The 19,879-nt window shown below is 67.6% G+C and carries 20 protein-coding genes; 9 read left to right on the forward strand and 11 right to left on the reverse strand.

Features of this window, described 5'->3' with window-relative positions; translation table 11 throughout:
* Positions 1-5 precede the first annotated feature (5 nt).
* Positions 6-1,808, reverse strand: coding sequence for a DUF1800 domain-containing protein (locus ASE95_RS12070; RefSeq protein WP_056636514.1), 1,803 nt, complete (start codon positions 1,806-1,808; stop codon positions 6-8).
* Between ASE95_RS12070 and ASE95_RS18310 the strand changes: the two genes are divergently transcribed.
* Together ASE95_RS18310 and ASE95_RS12080 are read left to right on the forward strand one after the other, a co-directional pair.
* Positions 1,801-2,490, forward strand: coding sequence for a hypothetical protein (locus tag ASE95_RS18310; protein ID WP_162234690.1), 690 nt, complete (start codon positions 1,801-1,803; stop codon positions 2,488-2,490). The genes ASE95_RS12070 and ASE95_RS18310 overlap by 8 nt on opposite strands.
* 15 nt (positions 2,491-2,505) lie before the next feature.
* On the forward strand, positions 2,506-3,156 hold the full coding sequence (locus ASE95_RS12080) for a hypothetical protein (RefSeq protein ID WP_056636516.1): 651 nt from the start codon (positions 2,506-2,508) through the stop codon (positions 3,154-3,156).
* 25 nt (positions 3,157-3,181) lie between these two features.
* On the opposite strand, the gene ASE95_RS12085 is transcribed toward ASE95_RS12080, so the two are convergent.
* Together ASE95_RS12085 and ASE95_RS12090 are read right to left on the reverse strand one after the other, a co-directional pair.
* The gene (locus ASE95_RS12085) at positions 3,182-3,865 is read right to left on the reverse strand and encodes a sugar transferase (protein WP_235528298.1); all 684 of its coding nucleotides are present in this window, start codon (positions 3,863-3,865) and stop codon (positions 3,182-3,184) included.
* A gap of 644 nt (positions 3,866-4,509) precedes the next feature.
* Complete coding sequence (locus ASE95_RS12090) at positions 4,510-4,980, reverse strand: PilZ domain-containing protein (RefSeq protein ID WP_056636518.1); 471 nt, start codon at positions 4,978-4,980, stop codon at positions 4,510-4,512.
* Positions 4,981-5,155: 175 nt separating this feature from the next.
* On the opposite strand from ASE95_RS12090, the gene ASE95_RS17725 reads away from it, so the two are divergent.
* Positions 5,156-5,338, forward strand: coding sequence for a hypothetical protein (locus ASE95_RS17725; protein WP_156348022.1), 183 nt, complete (start codon positions 5,156-5,158; stop codon positions 5,336-5,338).
* Between the two features lie 25 nt (positions 5,339-5,363).
* Here ASE95_RS17725 and ASE95_RS12095 read toward each other — a convergent pair whose 3' ends face one another.
* From ASE95_RS12095 to ASE95_RS12115, 5 genes are all read right to left on the reverse strand, one after another.
* Positions 5,364-6,647, reverse strand: a complete 1,284-nt coding sequence (locus ASE95_RS12095; RefSeq protein ID WP_056636520.1) for a DUF1996 domain-containing protein — start codon at positions 6,645-6,647, stop codon at positions 5,364-5,366.
* A gap of 193 nt (positions 6,648-6,840) precedes the next feature.
* On the reverse strand, positions 6,841-8,196 hold the full coding sequence (locus tag ASE95_RS12100; RefSeq protein ID WP_056636523.1) for an O-antigen ligase family protein: 1,356 nt from the start codon (positions 8,194-8,196) through the stop codon (positions 6,841-6,843).
* Positions 8,193-8,912, reverse strand: a complete 720-nt coding sequence (locus ASE95_RS12105) for a hypothetical protein (RefSeq protein WP_056636525.1) — start codon at positions 8,910-8,912, stop codon at positions 8,193-8,195. The genes ASE95_RS12100 and ASE95_RS12105 overlap by 4 nt, the downstream gene beginning before the upstream one ends.
* Positions 8,913-8,915: 3 nt before the next feature.
* Complete coding sequence (locus ASE95_RS12110) at positions 8,916-10,112, reverse strand: glycosyltransferase family 4 protein (protein ID WP_056636526.1); 1,197 nt, start codon at positions 10,110-10,112, stop codon at positions 8,916-8,918.
* Positions 10,109-11,095 carry a glycosyltransferase gene (locus tag ASE95_RS12115; RefSeq protein ID WP_056636527.1) on the reverse strand — a complete coding sequence of 329 codons (987 nt, stop codon included), beginning with the start codon at positions 11,093-11,095 and terminating at the stop codon, positions 10,109-10,111. The genes ASE95_RS12110 and ASE95_RS12115 overlap by 4 nt, the downstream gene beginning before the upstream one ends.
* Before the next feature lie 138 nt (positions 11,096-11,233).
* Here ASE95_RS12115 and ASE95_RS12120 point away from each other — a divergent pair, with 138 nt between their 5' ends.
* Positions 11,234-12,325, forward strand: a complete 1,092-nt coding sequence (locus ASE95_RS12120; RefSeq protein WP_056636861.1) for a glycosyltransferase family 4 protein — start codon at positions 11,234-11,236, stop codon at positions 12,323-12,325.
* Between the two features lie 52 nt (positions 12,326-12,377).
* Here the strand turns inward: ASE95_RS12120 and ASE95_RS12125 are convergent, their stop codons facing one another.
* On the reverse strand, positions 12,378-13,334 hold the full coding sequence (locus ASE95_RS12125) for a UDP-glucuronic acid decarboxylase family protein (RefSeq protein ID WP_056636529.1): 957 nt from the start codon (positions 13,332-13,334) through the stop codon (positions 12,378-12,380).
* A gap of 110 nt (positions 13,335-13,444) precedes the next feature.
* Between ASE95_RS12125 and ASE95_RS12130 the strand changes: the two genes are divergently transcribed.
* Entirely contained in the window at positions 13,445-14,416 is a 972-nt protein-coding gene (locus tag ASE95_RS12130; RefSeq protein ID WP_082450114.1) for an acyltransferase family protein, read from the forward strand.
* On the opposite strand, the gene ASE95_RS12135 is transcribed toward ASE95_RS12130, so the two are convergent.
* On the reverse strand, positions 14,413-15,585 hold the full coding sequence (locus ASE95_RS12135; RefSeq protein WP_056636531.1) for a glycosyltransferase family 2 protein: 1,173 nt from the start codon (positions 15,583-15,585) through the stop codon (positions 14,413-14,415). The two genes, ASE95_RS12130 and ASE95_RS12135, sit on opposite strands and share 4 nt — an antisense overlap.
* Before the next feature lie 259 nt (positions 15,586-15,844).
* Here ASE95_RS12135 and xrtV point away from each other — a divergent pair, with 259 nt between their 5' ends.
* Positions 15,845-16,765, forward strand: a complete 921-nt coding sequence (xrtV, locus tag ASE95_RS12140; protein WP_235528299.1) for an exosortase V — start codon at positions 15,845-15,847, stop codon at positions 16,763-16,765.
* Positions 16,755-17,450 (forward strand): exosortase-associated protein EpsI, V-type, encoded by a 696-nt coding sequence (gene epsI / locus ASE95_RS12145; protein WP_162234691.1) that lies wholly within the window; start codon positions 16,755-16,757, stop codon positions 17,448-17,450. The genes xrtV and epsI overlap by 11 nt, the downstream gene beginning before the upstream one ends.
* Before the next feature lie 35 nt (positions 17,451-17,485).
* Here the strand turns inward: epsI and ASE95_RS12150 are convergent, their stop codons facing one another.
* Complete coding sequence (locus ASE95_RS12150) at positions 17,486-17,734, reverse strand: XrtV sorting system accessory protein (protein ID WP_056636536.1); 249 nt, start codon at positions 17,732-17,734, stop codon at positions 17,486-17,488.
* An 89-nt stretch (positions 17,735-17,823) separates the two neighbouring features.
* Here ASE95_RS12150 and ASE95_RS12155 point away from each other — a divergent pair, with 89 nt between their 5' ends.
* Positions 17,824-18,675, forward strand: coding sequence for a SurA N-terminal domain-containing protein (locus ASE95_RS12155; RefSeq protein ID WP_082450115.1), 852 nt, complete (start codon positions 17,824-17,826; stop codon positions 18,673-18,675).
* A gap of 106 nt (positions 18,676-18,781) precedes the next feature.
* Entirely contained in the window at positions 18,782-19,873 is a 1,092-nt protein-coding gene (locus ASE95_RS12160; RefSeq protein ID WP_056636540.1) for a DUF5694 domain-containing protein, read from the forward strand.
* The last annotated feature ends 6 nt before the right edge of the window (positions 19,874-19,879 follow it).

Consider the following 19,879-nt stretch of genomic DNA (forward strand, 5'->3'; position numbering starts at 1 on the left):
GATCCTCAGCGATCGACGAGGAAATTGGGGCTGGATGCGGCGATGTAGAGCAAGGCCTGCGCGCGCTTGCGGGCCTGTATCTGCGCGTCGCGGTGCGTGATCGACAGCGCGGCGGCGCGCATCGCCTGCTTCTGCGCCGACGTGGCGGAGTTGTTCAGCATCAGCAGGTTGACGACGGCGACCAGCCGGTCCGGATCGGTGCCGATCGCCTCCCATCCGCCCCACAACGGTGCGGTGCCGGTGAAATTGTTCAGGTTGTTGTTGAAGTTCCAGTCGCCGCGGTTCGCATCGCCGCGCATCGTCCATTCGTGGACGAGGTTCTGGATCGCGACCGTCCCGCCCGCCGACAAAAGCTTCGACGCCGGGCTGACCAGCCCGTTGCTGCGCGCCAGCGGGTAATCGGGCGGGTAGAAGTTGAAGACCGACGGTGCCTGGAACACTGGCTGGCCGATCGCGGTATCGCGGATCGTCATGCTGACGCCGTCGGTCTGAAGCCCTAGCGCGCGCACGACGGCGGTCATCACCAGCACCGGCTCCTTCACCTTGCCCGCGCCGCCGCCGCGCGGCTCGTCGCCGCGTGCTTCGGGATCGAGCAGGATCGCGCGCACCACCGCCTTCAGGTCGCCGCGCACGCCCTTGCCGTTGTCGACGAACACCGCGCCGATCCGCGTTACGTAAGCGGGCGAGGGATTGGACTTCACCAGATTCTGGATCAGCATCTTCGCGATGCGGGGCGGCGTGCTGGGATGGGCGAAGGCGGCATCCAGCGCGATCCGCACGCTCTCCGCCGGCGTTGCGCCCGCAGGTACGGTCGCGCCCAGGAACGATTTGGCCTGCGTGTCATAGGCCCAGTTGACCGGGCGAACGACCATCGGTTGGGAATAATCGATGCCGGCCCAGTCGGTGCGCCCGTTGGCCCGCGTATAGGTCCAGCCGGTCAGCGCGCGCGACACGCCCCTGACGTCTTCGGCGGTGTAATTGGGTACCAGCGCGCCGTTGCCGGCCAGCACCGGCGTGCCGTCCGCGTGCAGCTGCATCGGCCCCATCGTGAAGATCTGCAGCATCTCACGCGCGTAGTTTTCCGACGGCGCGCTGCGCACGCTGTCGGCCATCGACAGGTACCAGCCCATCGAGCCGTGCAACGTGACCTTGCCGAGCAGATCGCGGTAGTTGCCGAACGCGCCGTCGAGCAGCAATTGCTGATAGGCGGCGATGCCCGAGGTGCTGTTCACGGTATTGCCGGAGATGACGAGGATCTGCGACAGCGCGAACGCCACCCGCTGCCTCAACTGGTCGGGCGCGAGCGTGGCGTCGGCGTAGAAGCGCGCGGCGACCGGCACGCGCGTGAAGTGGTTCTGCCAGCAATTGGCGATCGTGCGATCCGAGCAGTAATCGTTCGGCACCCATCTCACGAGATCGGCATAGGTGCTGCCGCGCACCCGGAACTGTTCGTCGATCCAGCCGGGGATGCCGAGTTCGGCGATCCGCAACACCAGCTGCGGCGTCGCACCGAACGAGGCCTGGCGCGTCAGGCGCAGGACGTCGACCGGCACCGCCGCGGCACCGCTGACGGTGGTGACCGGCTGGTTGAACGCGGTCAGCCCATCGGTCCACGGCGCGTTGCCGCCGCCGGACGTGAATAGCGCCAGAAACTTCCAGAACGCATCGACGATCGACGACGCGAACTCGGCGGCGCGCGTCGCCAGATAGGCGAACCCGTCGGTCGGCGCGGCCTCCTCCGGCAACTCGATCACCGGCGAGGGGGCGGGATCGGGCGCGAGGGTGGGCGTCGGGACCGGCGTGACCATGGGCGTGGGTGTCGGCATCGGTTCGACGATCACCACCGGCGTAGGCGTCGGAGTGGGCGTCGAAGACGACACCGGCATCGGCATCGGCATCGGCATCGGCATCGGCACGGTCGTGGGCGACGGCGTGGGGCTGGGCGCAGGCGTGCCCGGCACGACAGGTGTCGGCGTCGGTGTCACCGCTGGAGTGGGCGTGGGGGTGGGCGTCGCCACGGGTGTGGGCGCGACGATCACGATTCCGCCGTCGCTGGACGTCGGGAGCGGGCTGGGCGTGAGACCTGGTCCGGCGCTTCCGGGTCCGACGACCGGAGGCGGGGTAGGGGTGGGCGTCGGGGCCGTGACGACGACCACCGGCGCGGTCGAGCCGGTGCTCCCGCCGCCACTGCCGGCGCCACCGCCACCGCAGCCGGCCAGCGTGAGCGACGCGGTCGCCAGAAGAAGATGTGTACGTAGCCGCGAGATCGACACGATGTCTGCCCGAATCCAAACTGTCACCGCCAATCCGGCGGATGGCAAGCAGTTACGCGGTGCGGCTAAAGGCGAGGTTAATTGTCGGGAAATGTTGGCAGGGGAACGGTGTTCTCGCAACACGTTGCGACGATGCAACGATCGGCGTGATGACCTGACCGATATGGCTTACCCGATGTTAACGGGTTGGGGATACTATGAAGGTCCGCCGATGTAGTTGAGGAAGTTTGGCATGATGGAAGCGACGATCAGGGGGACGACCGTGAACGACGACGCCGCAGCCGCGTTGCGTCGCGGTGTCGGCTTCGCTGCGTTGTTCGGCCTGGCCGGCGTGGCGGCGATCGCCTGCACTGCGCGCGGGGCAGCGCCCGTTCCGGGCCCTGCGACCGATCGCCTGCTGGCACAGGAAGCGCTGTGGACCGCCGAACTGACCGGTGCGTCCACACTGGCCTTTGCGCCGGGGCTGGTGGCGCGGCGTAACGATCCCGTCGCCATCGCGGCGATGGCGGATGCCCGCCGGAGGCTGATGGCGGATGCCGCCGCCGCCGAGGCGCGCCGTGGCGTGGTGCTGCGGCGGATCGACGACGCGCGCGCCGAACGCGACCTCAACGAATCGCGCAACACGGTCGTGATGCTGAAGCTGGACTCTGCACTGGAGAAGCGGTCCATCGCGCAGCAGCGCGGCGACCGGGTGGAATATGCCGCGCAGGATCAGGCGATTCGCACGCTGAGGATCGTGTCGGCCAAGGCGATCAACGATGCCGCCGCTGCCAGCCGGACCATCAATGCGCTGGGAGAACAGATGGCGGTACTCGCCGCGCGCGACCGAGATCACGCACAACGGCGACTCGACGATGTACGGGCCAAGCTGCGCGGCGCCTGATCCTCAGACGCCACGCGCGTGAAGGTCAGTAGGAGCCGCGCTGAAGCAATACGCTGGGCACGGTGTAGGCGATGATCTTCACGTTCATCGCGCAGGACCGCGCGCGGCTGTAGGTTACATCGTAAGCGACACGGCGACGATACGACACGTCGTTGCGCCCGCCGACTTGCCACAGGCCGGTGATCCCCGGGCGCACGGCGCAATAATGTTCGAAATACCGCCCGTAGCGGCTGATCTCGCCGACGACGATCGGTCGCGGGCCGACCAGGCTCATGTCGCCCCGCACGACATTCCAGAGCTGCGGCAGCTCATCGAGGCTGGTCTTGCGCAGGAACTTGCCGATGCCGATGACGCGCGGATCGTCGCGCAGCTTGTGGTCGCGCTCCCATTCCGCCCGTGCCTCGGCACTGGTCTCCAGCAGGTGACGCAGCCGCGCATCGGCATCGACCACCATGCTGCGGAACTTCAGGCACGGAAAGGAACGCCCGCCACGGCCGATCCGCTGATGCGCGAAGATCACCGGGCCGGGATCGAGGAAATAGATCACCGCCGCCACGACCGCCATTAGCGGGGCGAGGATGATGAGCGCGATGACCGCCAGCGTCACGTCGAGGACGCGACTGGCGATATCGTCAAGCCGTTGCCAGCCGCTCGAGCCGTTGGCTACGCCGGTTTCTACCGGCATGGCCGTGATGGTCGCTTCATGCACGGGCTCGCTCCCTGGACGTCACGCTGCATTGCAACAAATAGAACAATAAGGCGATGGTGAAAACCGGAAGAAGTTTACACTTCGCTCGCCTCACCGCGCCGCCACGACGCTCCGTCGCGGCATTAAATTGTTGTTAACGTGTTCGGTTCCGGATCGGCAACCCCGATGTGCGGTGCAACCATCCTCGCCCCGCGCTCGCGAAAGAGCCCGTCCGCGAATGCCGTTTCGCCCACGCCAGGCCGGCGTCGGTCGCGAGGCGGGAGGTCGAGCCGAGCGGTTGTTTCAAGGGCGTCGTGGGTGTTGCTGATCGTGTCGGGAGGCACGCCGCGACCGCGCCGCTCCGTTGCCCGGAACGGTTCGCAGTCGGCAATCCAGAGGACCGAAAGCCGCGCTGGACGGCTTGTCGTCCTGTTCCATTTTGGGGCGTAAACGCGATTGAAGGACGAATTTGCCGTGCAGTGCCTCGATACGGCGCGTCGGCTCCCGATCACCGCGTATTGCCGGTCGACGGGCAATACGGCCGGATCGTCAGTGCGATAGCCAAGTCGCCAATGTGTCGCGACTCGGCCAAGACGCCTTAATTCCGCACTGACCCGATACGGCGATCGTACCGCTACCCAAGGACGGTCGGCCATCGTCGGGGGCTAGAGCAGGCTGGTCAGACCCTTGGCGATTCCCGCCCACAGCAGTGCCGAGCCACCCAGGATCACCGTCAGGCGCACCGCGCCCGGCAGGCGCCGTATCACCGGTTCAGGCAGCGGAGCGACCATCGGCGCGCTCGATGTCATCTGGATGACCGTGCCGCCACGAAACGTCTGCATGACTTCCGCCCGGCCCAGCGCATCGACGAATTCGCAGCCGTAGCCGCCGCTCACCTGGCGCACGACCCGCGCGCTGGCGCGGCCGCGACCGGGCAGGCCGATGGTCACAGTGCTGCCGATCTCAAGCCGCGAATCGGTCGCCACGCTGAACCCCGTCTCGGACAGGTCGCGGACATAGACATCGGACGCGTGGGCGCGCTCGTCACGCAGCGTGGATGGTTGGTTGATCGGTTGCCGCTCGGCAGAGCGGCGATCGTCGGTATCGCTGGGTAGCAAGATCGCTGGAAGCAGCATCGCCGCACCTTTCGTTGATTTTCAGGGGACTAGCGCCACGCCACCTACCAGCGGGTTAACGCGGGGTCGGTTTGCGGACGACGGAAACTTCGCGGATGCACTTCGTTCATCGAGGTGACAGGTTTCTGTGCCGTTCCGGGACGGGTCGGCGACAGGGCAGCGAAAGGAGAGACGGGTGGCCTTCGATCGTGCGGAACCATACTCGCTTAGCGGCGTGCCCCTCGTCTTCGATCGGTTCGGCCTGATCGGCCCGTTCGTGGCCGACGTGACCGACCCGCTGGAGGCCGCGCGCGGCGTGCTGTTCGGCATGGCGCTGGCGCTGCTGATCTGGACGGCGATCGTCGCGTTGGTGGTGTAAGCGGCGTCGCCCGCACGGTGGTGGGTCACGACGCCGGCACCACGTGTGGCTTCGCCGTCCAGCTAAATCCGGCGAACATTTTCAGCTGCTTGCCATTGCCCAGGTCGCCACCGTTGCAGCTCAGCAGCTTGTTGATGCAATTGTCGGTCCACATCTTCATGGCGCCGTCGTCCCACGCCCCGAACCAGTCGGCGTGAAAGGTGCTGCCCGGGCGCATCACCGGCATGCCCGGCATTTCATCCGATGCCAGATGCCAGGTCGGCTTGCTGCGGTCCCACGTTCCCGACGTGTCGAGATCCGCATCCACGGTGTACCAGACGCCCATCGTGAACGCCGGAATGACATAGGGATGCGTGGCCGGGCACTTCTCGTAACCCCAGTCGCCGTAGCTGGTGTACGCGATGTGCGAGCGGTGGTCGGCGCTGTCGAGGTTCTTGCCGTCCCAGCAACTGGGGGCGGTAATGATCGCGCCCAGCTGATTGCCGACCCCGCAATGCTTCGCGGCTTCGACGATGTCCGTAAAGTGGCCGGACGTGGCGGTCGGTCCCTGACAGTTGAAATATCCGGCCCCGGTTTTCGGCGCGCCGTTTATCATGTCATAGCCGAAGACGAAGCGCAGGCCACGCGGCAGGGCGACGCACGTCTTGCCCATGCGCTGGCACGACGGACTGCTCTCGGGCAGGCGCTTGTAATAGACGCTGATGAAATCGGGACGGACGACCCCGCCCTTGCCGTTCAGCATCGCCGGCATCCAATAGGCGCTGCGATTGAGCGGACTGTTGCACGTGCTCGCACCGCTGGTGCGCAGGCTCTGATAAGTCGAATGGGCGTTGGCCAGCGTGTTGCCGAAGAACTGGTGCAGGTGCGACTTGCCGGCCTGACCGGGGAAGACGACCGGATCGTCGCGCAGCTCGTGGCTGGGATTGCAGATGAAACGGAACGCGCCGACTACATCGGGCGCTGCGCTCGCCGGCGTCTCGCCGGTTCCCCACGATGGCACCAGTTCGCTGGCGACATCGAAGTTGCTGGCGATATGCGACGCGTCTTCCTCGATCGACAGGCTGCCCGGGCTGACCGTGGCCGGCGTGGGCGTGGGCGTGGGCGTCGGTAGCGGGGCGGGGGCCGGGGTCGGCGAAGGGGCGGGCGCGACGGCGACCGGTACGATCGCCGCCGTGGCACCGGTTCCGCCGCCGCTGCCACCCCCGCCGCCACCGCACGAAGCGAGGGCAAGCGCCGCGACCATGTACGTGAGGGATCGACCGGCATCACGCGTCAGCGTGCCCGGTGCCGCGCGCCGCAGCGACATCATGCGAGAACTCCATGCCCGTGATCGCGGAACCGCGTTCCGTGGGGATGGCTCGTTCTACCGCGGGCTGGTTAGGGCGCGGTGAAGGCGCATGGTTAGGCGCTGGTAAACCTTCCCGCAGCGTCCGGGCCGGAGACGGTGCCGCATGTACGCGCCGTCTCCGGACGGCGCGCGGCACCGACCGGGTCAGGCGGCCTCAGGCCGGTACGGGGTCGGAGCGAGCCTCGTCATCGTCGTCGGGGGTCGGTCGAGCGGCCGCCCGGCGGCGGCGCACGGGCGTCCAATAGCCCATCTGGTGGCACAGGCCGGCGATCATTCCGACCAATGTGGCATACAGATACTGTACGGTCGCCAGCACGAAGATCCATTCGTACATCGAATGGACCGCGACGACGATCAGCGCGGCGGCGGCCCCGACCAGCAACTCGCCGCGTGGATCGCGCCTGAACCGCCAGGCGCAGCGCAGCGCGACGATGATCGGCCACAACATCATGATCGTGAAGGTGACCGCGCCGGCATAGCCGGTTTCCGCGGCGGTCAGCAGGTAGACGTTGTGGACGTGTGCGCTACGGCTGCCGAACACCGGCGCGACGCCGGCGCGGCTGGAATAGCCCTGTGTGTTGGCGACGATCACATAGTGATTCGCGCCGACCCCGAACGGATAGTCGTGGAGCATCGCGGTCGCCGCTTTCTCGAAGGCGGCGCGTTCGTCGTAATCGCCTTGCAACGGCGCCTTTTCGAACCGGGCACCCAGCGTGGCATAGGCGAGCGGCGCGGCGATCGTCATGGCGGCGATGGCGAGCATCGCCCCCTTGCGCTTGCGCGCGGTGGAGTGTCGCAGCAGCGACAGCCCGAAAAGCAGCACATAGCCGAGCCCCGCCAGCCCGATCGTCGCGCGTGAAGCCGCCAGAATGGCGATCAGCCCGCCCGACACCGGCCCCAGCCACATCCACTTGATCTTCTTGGTCGCCAGCAGCAGCGCCAGCGAGGGGAAGACGACGAAATGCGTGATCATGCCCAGCAGGTTCTGGTGCCCGAACGTGCCTGCGGCCTGCACCACGCCGTGCGCACGCTCGTTGATCGACATCACCGCCTGATACGCCAGCCCGAAGATCAGCCCCTGCAGCAGCGCCTTGGGCGTGCGCGGATCGCGGCAGGCGATCGCCACGGCGGTGACCAGCAACGCCACGCGGCCCAGCTGCCACGCATAGAACAGTGTCGGCATCGGGACGTCGGTGCGTGTCGCGCTGAACAGGACCGGGATCGCGAACAGGCCGATCGGCCAGCGCAGGTTGGCGACCCGCGACCGGGCGGGCGCGGCCGCGATCACCACGACCGAGATCGCGTCGACCACCGACAGTTCCAGCCCCTTGTTGAACCCCGGCCACATCGCCCAGGAAATCGGGGCGACGGTGAGGTGCAGGATGCCCGAGAAGAACTGCGCCAGCCCCAGCCCCATCATCACGCGTGGCAATTGCTGCGGATTGCCGCGCAGCCAGCCGATCGCGACCGGCAGCAGGCCGAGGACGAAAAGGAGTGCGATCCACTTCATGCGAACGCCGCCACCAATGCTGCCGCCACCACGCCGCTGCCCAGGATCAGCGCGCGCCGGAACGCGGCCGGGTGGCGGGTCGCCAGCCGCTTGCTACTGCGCGCGAAACCGGCAACCTCCTGCAGGCCGCGCCACCGGTCGAAGAACCGCAACGATGCGATGTCGGTCCGCGACGGGCGCTGGTCCGCGATCGGCGGCAGCGCGAAATGCGTGACCAGTCCGGGGTGTGCGCGGCGGAACCACACATAGGCACCATCGACCGGCGGATGATCCGCCCGGCCGAGCAACTCACGCAGATACGCCGCCAGCCGCGGCACCACATCGGCGCGGAACCCCATGCAATGCGCACCGATGATGTCGCTGCGGTGCAGGTCCTCCGGGGTCGTGGCATAATGGCCGCCGTAGAAGATCTGCCAGTCGTCGGGCAGTACGGCGTCGCGCGCCGTAGCGGTGAAATCGACGTCGTCCTCCAGGATCAGCACGCTGGCCCCGTGCGTCGCGGCATCCTCGAGAATTGCGAGATGGCTGTGATAGACCCCGCGCGCGCCGATCGAGCTGAACGTGCCCGCCTCGTCGAAACGGCACGCATCGAAGAACGCGACGCGCGGATCGTGCCCGGCACCCAGCCGGCGCAGTTCGCCCTGCATCTCGGCCCGCCGGTCGGTGCGATGCTTCAGGTTGATGATCCGCACCCGGTCGAAATGATCGAACAGCATCGCCTACTTCCCGCCGAACCGCTGTACGAGCGGGGCGACCGCCGTCGCGATGTCGAACTCACGTTCGACCTTGGCGCGCGCCGCCGCCGCCAGCCGGTCGCCAAGCGTCGGCTCGTCCAGCAGGCGAGCGATCGCGCGATGCAGGTCCGTCCAGTCGCCGGGCCGGAACAGCAACCCTTCCACGCCGTCCTCGATCAGCTCCGGAACCCCGGCCACGCGGCTGCCGATCACCGGCACGCCCATCGCCATCGCCTCCATCAGCACGATCGGCAGCCCTTCCATGAAGCTGGGCAACACCAGCAGGTCCGCCCGCGCGATCGCCGCCAGCGTCGCCGCCTCGTCCAGCCGCCCGGCGAAATGCACCCGGCCGGTCAACCCGAGCCGCGCGACCGCCGCCTCGATCTCGCCCAGCATCGGCCCGTCGCCCACCAGCGTCAACGACGCGTCGAGCGGGGCGATCGCCTCCAGCAGGCCCAGATGGCCCTTTTCGGCCGAGAGCCGCGCGACGCATACGATCGCACGGCGCGGTCCGGCATTCCGTGCGGCGGGCGGGGGAAGTGCGGGCAGGTCCAGCCCGCAGCGCACGACGGCGAACTTGTGCCAATGCGCCGGTGCGGTGACGCGCATCGCCTGCGCACGGCCGAACCACGACACGCAGGCGGCAAAATTCGCCGCTTGCAGCTTCGCGCCCAGCATCAGCCCGGCGGGATAATCGGTTTCCGATATACCATGCAGCGTCAGGCTCCATGGCAGCCGCGCGAAGCGCGCTGCCATCATCCCCACGGTCGCGCCGGCGTTCGCGAAATGATTGTGGACGTGGGTGATGCCGTCCACGCGCAGCATTCGCGCCAGCACCACCGCCTCCGCGAAATGGAACATCGCCCACAGCAACGCCTTCGTGCCCGGCGCGCGGTGGCGCATGGCGAGCCGCAGCAGCGACAGCCAGTCAGCCGGCCGGGTGAAGAACGCCCGCAAGTGCGTGCCCAGCAAGGCAAGCGGCGACAGGGGCAGTACGAAGCGGGTTTCCGCGAAGGACGCCTTGTCCTCCGGTGCCTGCATTTCCGCGTCGGACGGCCGGCGGATGCTATAGGTCTGGATATCCACGCCATGACGGCGCAGGCTGTCTACTTCGCGCCGGATGAAGGTGTGCGACGATGCCGGATACTGGCTGACGACATAGGCGATGCGCGGCACGGTCATTTGTAGGTGATCGCCGATGTGAGGTGGCGTTGCCGCCGGTAGCGGACGATGCCCTGCATCTCCGGGAACTTCGCCAGCATCGTGAAGAAGGCGTGCGGCCACGCCATCCCGCGCGGCGCATGGCCCCGCAGCGCGATGCGGGCGACCTGGGCGGCGAAGGCGACGACCGGCAGCAGCAGGAAAGCGGGATGGATGAACAGCGCGAGCGCGACGCCCACGAACGGGATGATGCATGTCCACAGGGTCGCGCGTTTCACCTCGGCGCGGTACAAGGGCGGGGGCAGCGCGGCGGTGGCATCCCCCGCCTGCGCATAGCCGAAACCGCCACGGACGGCGCGCCACCACCATTGACGAAAGCGCAGCATCGCGGCGTCGTGACGCGTCATCTCCGCATCGATCCGCCACACCCGCGCACCGCCGGCGCGCAGCCGTGCACACAATTCCGGTTCCTCGCCCGCGGTCAGGTCGTCGCGGAAGCCGCCGGCGCGGCGCACCACGTCGGCGCGCATCAATGCGTCGCCACCGCAGGCACCGGCCTCGCCCACGGGCGTGTCCCATTCCATGTCGCACAGCCGGTTGAACACCGACGCCGCCGGAAACCGTTCGCGCCGCCGGCCGCAGACGACCGCGACATCAGGATGCGCGTCGAGGAAGGCGGTCGCGGTAGGCAGCCAGGCGGCGTCCAGTTCGCAATCACCGTCGATGAACTGCACCAGCGCGACGTCGGGCAGCGCCGCCAGCCCGGCATTGCGGGCGCGCGCCGCGGTGAACGGCAATGCCATGTCGAGATCGACGACCCGTGCGCCCAGCGTACGCGCGCGATCCGCGCTGCCGTCGGTGGAAGCGGAATCGACATATACCACCGCCGCGCCGCTGCCCTCGACCGAGCGCAGGCATCGCGTCAGCCGCTCGCCTTCGTTCCGGCCGATCGCGACGATGCCGATCCGCGTCGGCGTGGGGGAGGGGGGCGGGGTGAAGGTCATGCGGGCGAAGCGGTCGTCCAGTGAGCGTTGCGAATCAAGACGGATTGATCCACCGCCGGCTCTCTAGCACCGCAGGCGTTAAATTCGAGGCGCCGTGCGACACCTGCGCCAGCGATGGCGCGACACAAGGACATGACGATGCGCATATTGTTCGCGCTGCCCGGGTTTCACCGCTTCGAACGCGGCGCGGAGATCGCGCTGCTGTCGCTGGCCACGGAACTCGGTCGGTCGGGCGAGCAGGTGACGGTGATCGGGTCGGGCGAGCCGCGCACCGGCACGCCGTACCGCTTCGTCCATGCCGGATCGGTACGACGCGAGCGGCTGGAGCGGATGCCGCGCGTGCCCGCGCTGCGTAGCGAGACGGGGTGGGAGGAGGCGACCTTCGCCCCGGGGCTGTTGCGCGCTTATCGCCCCGCCGACCATGACGTGACGGTCACCTGTTCCTTCCCGTTCACCAATTGGGTTCTGCGCCGCCCGGTGCTGGGCGGCCGTCGCCCGCCGCACGTGTTCGTCACGCAGAACGGCGATTGGCCGGCGGTGTCGAACGACGCCGAATATCGCACCTTCGGCTGCGAGGGACTGGTGTGCACCAACCCCGATTACCTCGCGCACAATCGGGATAGCCGGCGCTGCGCGTTGATCCCCAACGGCATCGATGCGACGCGCTTTATTCCCGGGGCGGCGGAACGTGCGCGGCTGGGCTTGCCGGAACGCGGGCCGATCGTGCTGATGGTCAGCGCGCTGATCCCGTCGAAGCGTGTCGCCGACGGCGTGCGCGCCGTCAGCCACCTGCCCGACGCGCAGTTGGTGGTGGCGGGCGACGGGCCTGAACGCGATGCGGTCGACCGGCTGGCGGGGGAGTTGCTGCCCGGTCGCTTTCGCCGCCTGACGGTGGCGGCGACCGAGATGCCGGCGCTGTACCGGTCGGCCGACGTGTTCCTGCACCTGTCGAAGGAGGAATCGTTCGGCAACGTCTTCATCGAGGCGCTGGGCTGCGGCACGCCGGTGGTCGGGCACGACTCGGAACGGCTGCGCTGGATCGTCGGTGAGGATGCGGTGCTGCTCGACACGCAGGACCCCGTCGCGGTGGCGCGCGCACTGGGTCAGGCGATCGCCGCCCGCGACACATTGGTGCCGCGCGGGGTAGCGCGCGCCGCGAACTTCGCCTGGCCCCGCGTAGCCGCGCAATATCGCGCGTTCTTCGAGGAAGTGATCGCCGCGTCGCGTTGATCCTCGTCCCGTCCTCCGGCACCGGTGCCGGAGGACGGGACGACGGACGGACTTACGCCACGAAGTCGCGGAAATAGTCGATCGTGCGTTCCAGCCCCTCGCGTAGCTGCACCTTCGGCTCCCAGCCGAGCTTGCCGCGTGCCAGGGTGATGTCGGGCTGGCGCTGCATCGGGTCATCCTGCGGCAACGGGCGATAATCGAGCGTCGAGGTCGAACCCGTCATTTCGATCACCAGTTCGGCCAGCTCGCGGATCGTGAACTCGTTCGGGTTGCCGATGTTGACCGGGCCGGGGAAATCCGGCTCGCTGTCCATCAGTTTCAGGAAACCCTCGACCAGGTCGTCGCGGTAGCAGAAGCTACGGGTCTGCGATCCGTCGCCGTACAGTGTGATCGGCTCGTTCTTCAGCGCCTGCATGATGAAGTTGCTGACGACACGCCCGTCCGCCGGATGCATCCGCGGACCATAGGTGTTGAAGATGCGCGCGACCTTCACGTCCACGCCCAGCTGCCGGTGATAATCAAAGAACAACGTCTCGGCACAGCGCTTGCCCTCGTCATAGCACGAGCGGATGCCGATCGGGTTCACGTTGCCCCAATAATCCTCCTTCTGCGGATGGACGTGCGGGTCGCCGTACACTTCGCTGGTCGATGCCTGGAAGATGCGGCACTTCAGTCTTTTGGCCAGCCCCAGCATGTTGATCGCGCCGATCACGCTGGTCTTGGTCGTCTGGACCGGGTCGTACTGATAATGGATCGGGGAGGCCGGGCAGGCGAGATTGTAGATCTCGTCCACCTCGACGTAGAGCGGGAAGCATACGTCGTGGCGCATGAACTCGAAGCGCGGATTGCCGTGCAGATGATCGATGTTGCGCTTGGCGCCGGTGAACAGATTGTCGACGCACACCACCTCGTCGCCACGCTCCAGCAGCCGGTCGATCAGGTGCGAGCCGAGGAAGCCCGCGCCACCCGTGACCAGGACGCGCTTACGTGACTGATAATTCCGGGCCATTCCGCTCAAATCCCCTGCTCTGCCTGTTGCGCTGCGATCACGAAGCGTTAGTCGGACGGCTACTAAGGACGCGTTACGCAACCCGCAAACATTGATATGGAAACCGCACGATGAAGCGGATCGCGATCCTCGACGGCTGGCGTGCGCTCAGCATCCTGCTGGTGCTCGCCGGGCACCTGTTGCCGTTGGGGCCGGCGCGCTTCGCGATGAACGGCGCAGTCGCGGCGACCGGCATGGCGCTGTTCTTCACGCTGTCGGGCTTCCTCATCACGCAATTCCTGCTCCACCGGCCGGACGTGCGGGCGTTCCTGATCCGGCGACTCTTCCGGATCCTCCCGCTGGCATGGGCGGCGATGCTGGCGCTGGTGGTGGCGACCCGCGCCGATGCGACGACCGCGCTGGCCAATGTCCTGTTCTTCTCCAACCTGCCGCCCACCCGGTTGCTGCACGGCGGCGAGCATCTGTGGAGCCTGTGCGTCGAGGTGCAATTCTATCTGGGGATCGCGTTGCTGGTCGCGGCGTGCGGCGTGCGGGGGCTGCGCGTCCTGCCGGTGCTGTGCGTCGGCGTGACAGTGGTGCGAATTCTGCAGGGCGCGGTGATGAGCATCTATACCTGGCAGCGCGTCGACGAGATCCTGGCGGGTGCGACGCTCGCGTTGCTGCATGCCCGTTATGGGGGACGGGAACGTGCGTGGCCGCAATGGCTGCCGTTGCTGCTGCTGGCGGCAACCATCGCGTCCGCGCATGATGCGACCGGCGCGTTCGGCTATCTCCGCCCGTATTTCGCGGCCGCGACGGTCGGCGCGTCGATCGTCGCCGCGCCGGCGTGGATGCAGCGGCTGTTCGGCTCGCGTCCGGCGCGCTACATCGCCGAAATCTCCTATGCGTTGTACGTCTTCCACGGGATGCTGTCGGCGACGTGGCTGGGCAGCGGCGACAAGGTCGTTCGTTATGCGAAGCGTCCCTTGCTGTTCGCGGTGACTTTTGCCGCCGCGCACCTGTCGACCACGCGCCTCGAACAGCCGATGATCGACCTGGGCAAGCGGCTGGAGCGTCGTCGCGCGCCCGTCGCCACGGGTTAGCGCCCGGCGCGCAGCCAGCCGGTCGGCCGCTTGCGCGCCAGCCCCAGGTACAACGGGATCTTCCACAGCACGTACAGCGGAAGTCGCGCAGCGGCGCCACCCGACAGAAACGGCCGCCCGACCCGCATCCACGCCACGACCAGCGCTGCCAGTGAAAGCGCCAGCAAGCCCCCGAGCAGCGCCGCCGGCGCGGCGGACGCACCCGCCAGCATCAACAGGCCCAGCACCGCCAGCCCAGCCCCGTCCAGCAGCAACAGCAGCGTCAGCGGCGGCACCGCGAGGCTGAGTCCCGCCCACAACGCGCGGGGATCGCGCGCGCGCAACGCCGCGCCGATCGCGGGGAGCGCACGGGTGCGCGAGGTGGCGATGAAGCCGCCTTCCCAGCGCGTCCGCTGCTTCAGCGTGCCCTCCGCGCTGCTCGCTGCGCTCCACACCGTCGCGTCGGCGGCGAAGCGCGGCAGCAGCCCGCGCCGCGCCAGTTCCAACCCCAGCGCCAGATCCTCGACGATATCGGCGGTCGCCAGTCCGGCATCGCGGAACACCGGCCACGGAAAGGCCATGCCGGTTCCGGTCAGGTTCACGCGTCCCGCCAGCCGCCAGAGCCCGCGCTGGCGCACCAGATTCTTGATGACGAACGCGAAGTTCGACACCTGCACCATCGGCGCGGCGGACAGGTCGGGGCTGAGCAGATTGACGGCCTGCACCGGCCGTTGCGACGCGGCACGCGCCATCGCGACCAGCGAGTCGCGATCGGTCGCGCCGTCGGCGTCGAGCACCATCACCACCGCGGGCGGTGCGGCGGCGAGATGGTCGCGCGCATGGGCCAGCGCATAACCCTTGCCGCGCCGCGCCGGGTCGTTGCGGCGGAGCACCTCCACGCCGGCGCGCTCCGCGGCCGCGGCGGTATCGTCCTCGCAATTGTCGGCAACCACCAGCACCCGGCAGGCCGGGGGAAGTTCGGGCAACAGGCGCGCCAGCGTGCCGGCGATGATCGTGCCCTCGTCATGGGCGGGCATCACGATCACCGTCGCTGGCGGCGGCGCGCCGTCGGCAAGGGGCGTCGACGGCGCGGCGCGCAGGCCGGCGATCACCTCGACCGCGAAGGTCGCGGTCATCAACACCAGCGGGATGGCCAGCATCACCGCCGCGATCGTCGCGATCACCTGCATTGTCGACACGCCCCGTTCCTTCGCCCTTGCCCGCGTGGTGCCTGTAGGCGGTGGCGCGCGCAATCGCCATGCCATGCCCGCAGTTTACCGGACCTTGACGATCCCGGGCGCAAGAAGCCGCCGTCCCGTCGCGGGAGCGTCCGGCCGCCGGCGCGGTGTCGCGTCGGTTGCAGGGGAGGATGGGCTTGTCTACATGGGGGAAGCCGGAAGGGGCGCCGGTGCCAGCTCGGATTGTGCCCGCGCGTCGGAATAGAAAAAGGTGAATAACGAAGCCGTCGGAATACGGGAGGCCGCGGATGGCGGGCCGGTGCAACGGCGCGCTCCGCTGCGGTGGCCGGCCTTGTCCGCCGCCGCGTGGTTGCTGATCGTCGGCATCGTCGCGCTGGCCGTGCCGACCATGATGACCATCGCACGCGTCAGTTGGTCGACCGAACAGGGTGGGCATGGCCCGCTGGTGCTCGCCACCGGCCTGTGGCTGATGTGGCGCGAGGTGCCCGCCGCACTTGCGCTGCGGACGCCCGGTAACGGCCTGCTGGGTGCGGCATTCGTTCTTGGATGCCTGCTGGCCTATATGATCGCGCGCATCACCGGGATCATCGAGGTCGAGGGGTTTGCGCTGTACGGCGCGCTGCTCGGCACCGGCTATCTGCTGTTCGGCGGCGCGGTGTTGCGTGAATTGTGGTTCCCGCTGCTCTATCTGGGTTTCATCTTCCCGCCACCCGATCAATTGGTGGCGATCATCACGCAGCCGATCAAGATCATGATCTCGGAGCAGGCGGTGAACCTGCTTCATGCGCTGGGCTACCCGATCGGCAGTTCGGGGGTGTCGATCCAGATCGCGCAATACGACCTGCTGGTCGCGGCGGCATGCGCCGGGCTGAACTCGATCATCAGCCTGACCGCCATCTGCCTGTTCTACGTCTATGTCCGCCACCGCGCCAACTGGCGCTACGCCGCATTGTTGATGCTGACGATCGTGCCGATTGCGGTATTCGCCAATTTCGTTCGCGTGATCCTGTTGATCCTCATCACCTATTATTTCGGCGATGCGGTCGCGCAGGGGTTCGCGCATGATTTCGCCGGGCTGGTCATGTTCCTGATCTCGGTACTTACGATCTTCGCGCTGGACGGGCTGGCGACGCCGCTGCGCCGCGCGCTGGGGAATGGCGATGACGACTGACCGCTTCGACGGCCCGATGCTGAACCGCCGCCGCGCGATGCTGGGCGGTGCGTTTCTGCTGACTGCGGGCGTGGCGGCGGCGCGCGTGCCGCGCCACCACATCGACCTGCTGGGCAGCCGCAAGCTCGACAAGCTGATCCCCAACCGGATCGGTCAGTGGGAATTCTATTCCAAGAGCGGGCTGGTCGTGCCCCCGGCGGACCAATTGTCGGACGCGCTCTATTCGCAGCTGCTGACCCGCGTGTACCTCGCCGCCAATTCGCTGCCGATCATGTTGCTGATCGCGCAAAGCGGCGGGCAGACGGGGGTATTGCAGGTCCACCGTCCCGAATATTGCTATCCGGCGGGTGGCTTCACTCTGTCGCAGCGCGCTATCATGCCGGTGCAGTTGCCCGGCAGCACGCTGGATGCGACCGCCATTTCGGCGCAGTCGGACGATCGAAGCGAGCAGATCCTGTACTGGACGCGGGTGGGCGAGGACATGCCCACCACCTGGGCGCGGCAACGCTGGTCGGTGGCGCGGGCCAATCTGAAGGGCGATGTGCCCGACGCGGTGCTGGTGCGCGTGTCGACGCTGACGAGCGATCGCGCTGCCGGGATGGCGGCGATGACGGAATTCGTGCGCGACATGTTCGCGCAGGTCGCACCGGACGTGCGCCGGATGCTCGACATCGACGCGCGCTGACATTCGCCGTGCGCGCCGTCGCGCCGGCCGCGCGATCAGGAACGGCGGGGCAGGTCGATCGGCTTCAGGACCAGCAGGATGAAAGCGAGGTTGGCGACGATCAATGCGCTGGCCAGCAGGTCATGACCCTCGTTCCCGAGATAATTGGCCAACGCGCACATCGCCGCACCCGCCATGTAGGCGATCATCGAATCCTGGCGATCGTCGGACATCGACCGCTGTAGGAACAGCACGACGAGGCCGGCGAAAATGGCCAACGTGACCCAATCGTAAACCGTTTCCATTCAAAGGTTCCCATATCCCGCACCGAAGCACTACAGGATTTGTTCAGGCGGTGCTAGTAACGGTGCCTTATCGATCGAGGGGGTAGTATATGTTTAAGCGTAGTGCATTGCTTGCGATGACCGCACTGTCGCTGGTGACGGCGGCCTGCGATCGCAAGGCCACCGGACAGAGCGTCGCCGTGGTGAATGGCGAGGAAATCTCGGCCGGGGAACTCAACGGCGAGCTGCAGCGCGCGAACGTGCCGCCGAGTGCCGACCAGAAGCTGGCGCGCCAGCAGCTGTTGCAGGGATTGATCGATCGCCGCCTGCTCGCGCAGGAAGCGCGCAAGAACGGCGTCGACAAGTCGCCGGAGTTTCTCAGCCGCCAACGGCTGATGAACGACGAATTGTTGATCGCGATGAATGCGGAGCGGCAGGCCGGCAGCCAGAAGCTGCCCGATCAGGCCGCAGTCGACGCCTTCATCGCCGAGAACCCCAACGCGTTCGGGCAGCGCCAGATCCTCGCATTGCAGCAGATCGCGCTTGATGCGCCGTCCGATCCCAAGGTGCTGGCGCCGCTGGCCGATGCGCATTCGCTGGATGCCGTGGCGGCCACGCTGACCCGCCTGAAGATCCCGTTCACGCGCACCAGCGGACGCCTCGACACCGCCAGCGTCCCGCCCGAGGCGCTGAAGCGGATCTTCGCATTGCCGCCGACCGAGCCGTTCGTGCTGCCCGCGAACGGCAAGTTGTTCGCCAACGTGATCGTCGCGCGTGAGCCGGTGACGATGTCGCAGGAGGACATGCGCAAGGCCGCGATGGGTGCGCTGCGTCAGCAGAACACGCGCACCGGACTGACGGATGAGGTCAAGCAGCTCCGTTCAAAGGCGAAGATCGAATATCAGGCGGGTTATGCCCCGGCCGCTGGCGCCACCCCGGCGGCGGGCGCCACCAAGAAGTAACGGCACCGGGCGGGCCGGCGATCAGCCGGCTCGCCACGGATCAGGCGGTGCTTGCCTCTTCGCGTGTTGCATGAGTAATACACCCCTTTGGTTTTGGGGAAAGACGATGCGGATCGGAGCGGTGATGCGGGGCGGGGTGATCGTCCTCCTCGCCGGGATGACGTCGTTGGCTGGCGCGCAGGACTACCGGCCCGTTTTCCGCCCCGACCGACTCAAGGGGCCGCCGCCTGGCCCGCCGAACCAGGTATTGGTGCTGGGCAGCCCCCACCTGTCTTCGTACAAGACGCTTCGTTCCGACGCGCTGACGCCGTTGCTCAACCGGTTGTCGGCATGGCGACCTGAAGCGATCGCCACCGAAAATCTGTCGGGGATGCAGTGCGAGTCGCTGCGCCGCTATCCCGCGCGGTACGAACAGGGCACGCTCGATTATTGCCCCGATACCGACGCCTTCGGCAAGACGCTCGGCCTGGACGTGCCGGCGGCGACGGCGGCGGCGGAGCGGATGCTCAGCGACTGGCCCGCCGCCCCGACCGCGGCACAACGTCGGCGGCTCGCCGCGCTGTTTCTGGCGGCTGGGGAGCCGGGCTCGGCGATGGTGCAATGGCTGCGGTTGTCGGGCGGGGAGCGCCGCGCCGGCGACGGTCTCGACGCCGCGATGATCGCCGAACTGACGCGGCGCCGGACGCGCCCGAGCGAAACCGAATGGGTCGGGTCGGCGCTGGCTGCGCGGCTGGGACTGGAGCGCCTCTACAGCGTGGACGACCATAGCGCCGACTTCCCGACGCCGCCCGCGCTGGAGAAAGCGTATGAAACGGCGATCACCCGCGTCTGGGATAATCCGGCGGGCAAGCGGCGGCGGGCGATACTGGCACCGCTGGAGGCGGGTTTGGCAGTGCCGGGCGGTATGCTGTCCTTGTACCGCGGCTACAACACGGCCGCGGCGCAGGAGCTGGCATACCGCAGCGATTTCGGCGCGGCGTTGCTGGAGCCTTCGCCGCAACGGTTCGGCCGCGGTTATCTCGGTTATTGGGAAGTACGAAACCTGCGCATGGTCGCCAACGTGCGCGACGTGCTGTCACTGCATCCCGGCACGCGGTTGCTCGCCATCGTCGGGGCCTCGCACAAGGGCTATTATGAAGCCTATCTCAATCAGATGCACGATGTGCAGCTGGTCGATGCGGCGAAGGTGCTGCGGTGAAGCGGC

The sequence above is a fragment of the Sphingomonas sp. Leaf231 genome, assembly GCF_001421995.1.
In the GTDB taxonomy this organism is placed as follows: Bacteria; Pseudomonadota; Alphaproteobacteria; order Sphingomonadales; family Sphingomonadaceae; genus Sphingomonas.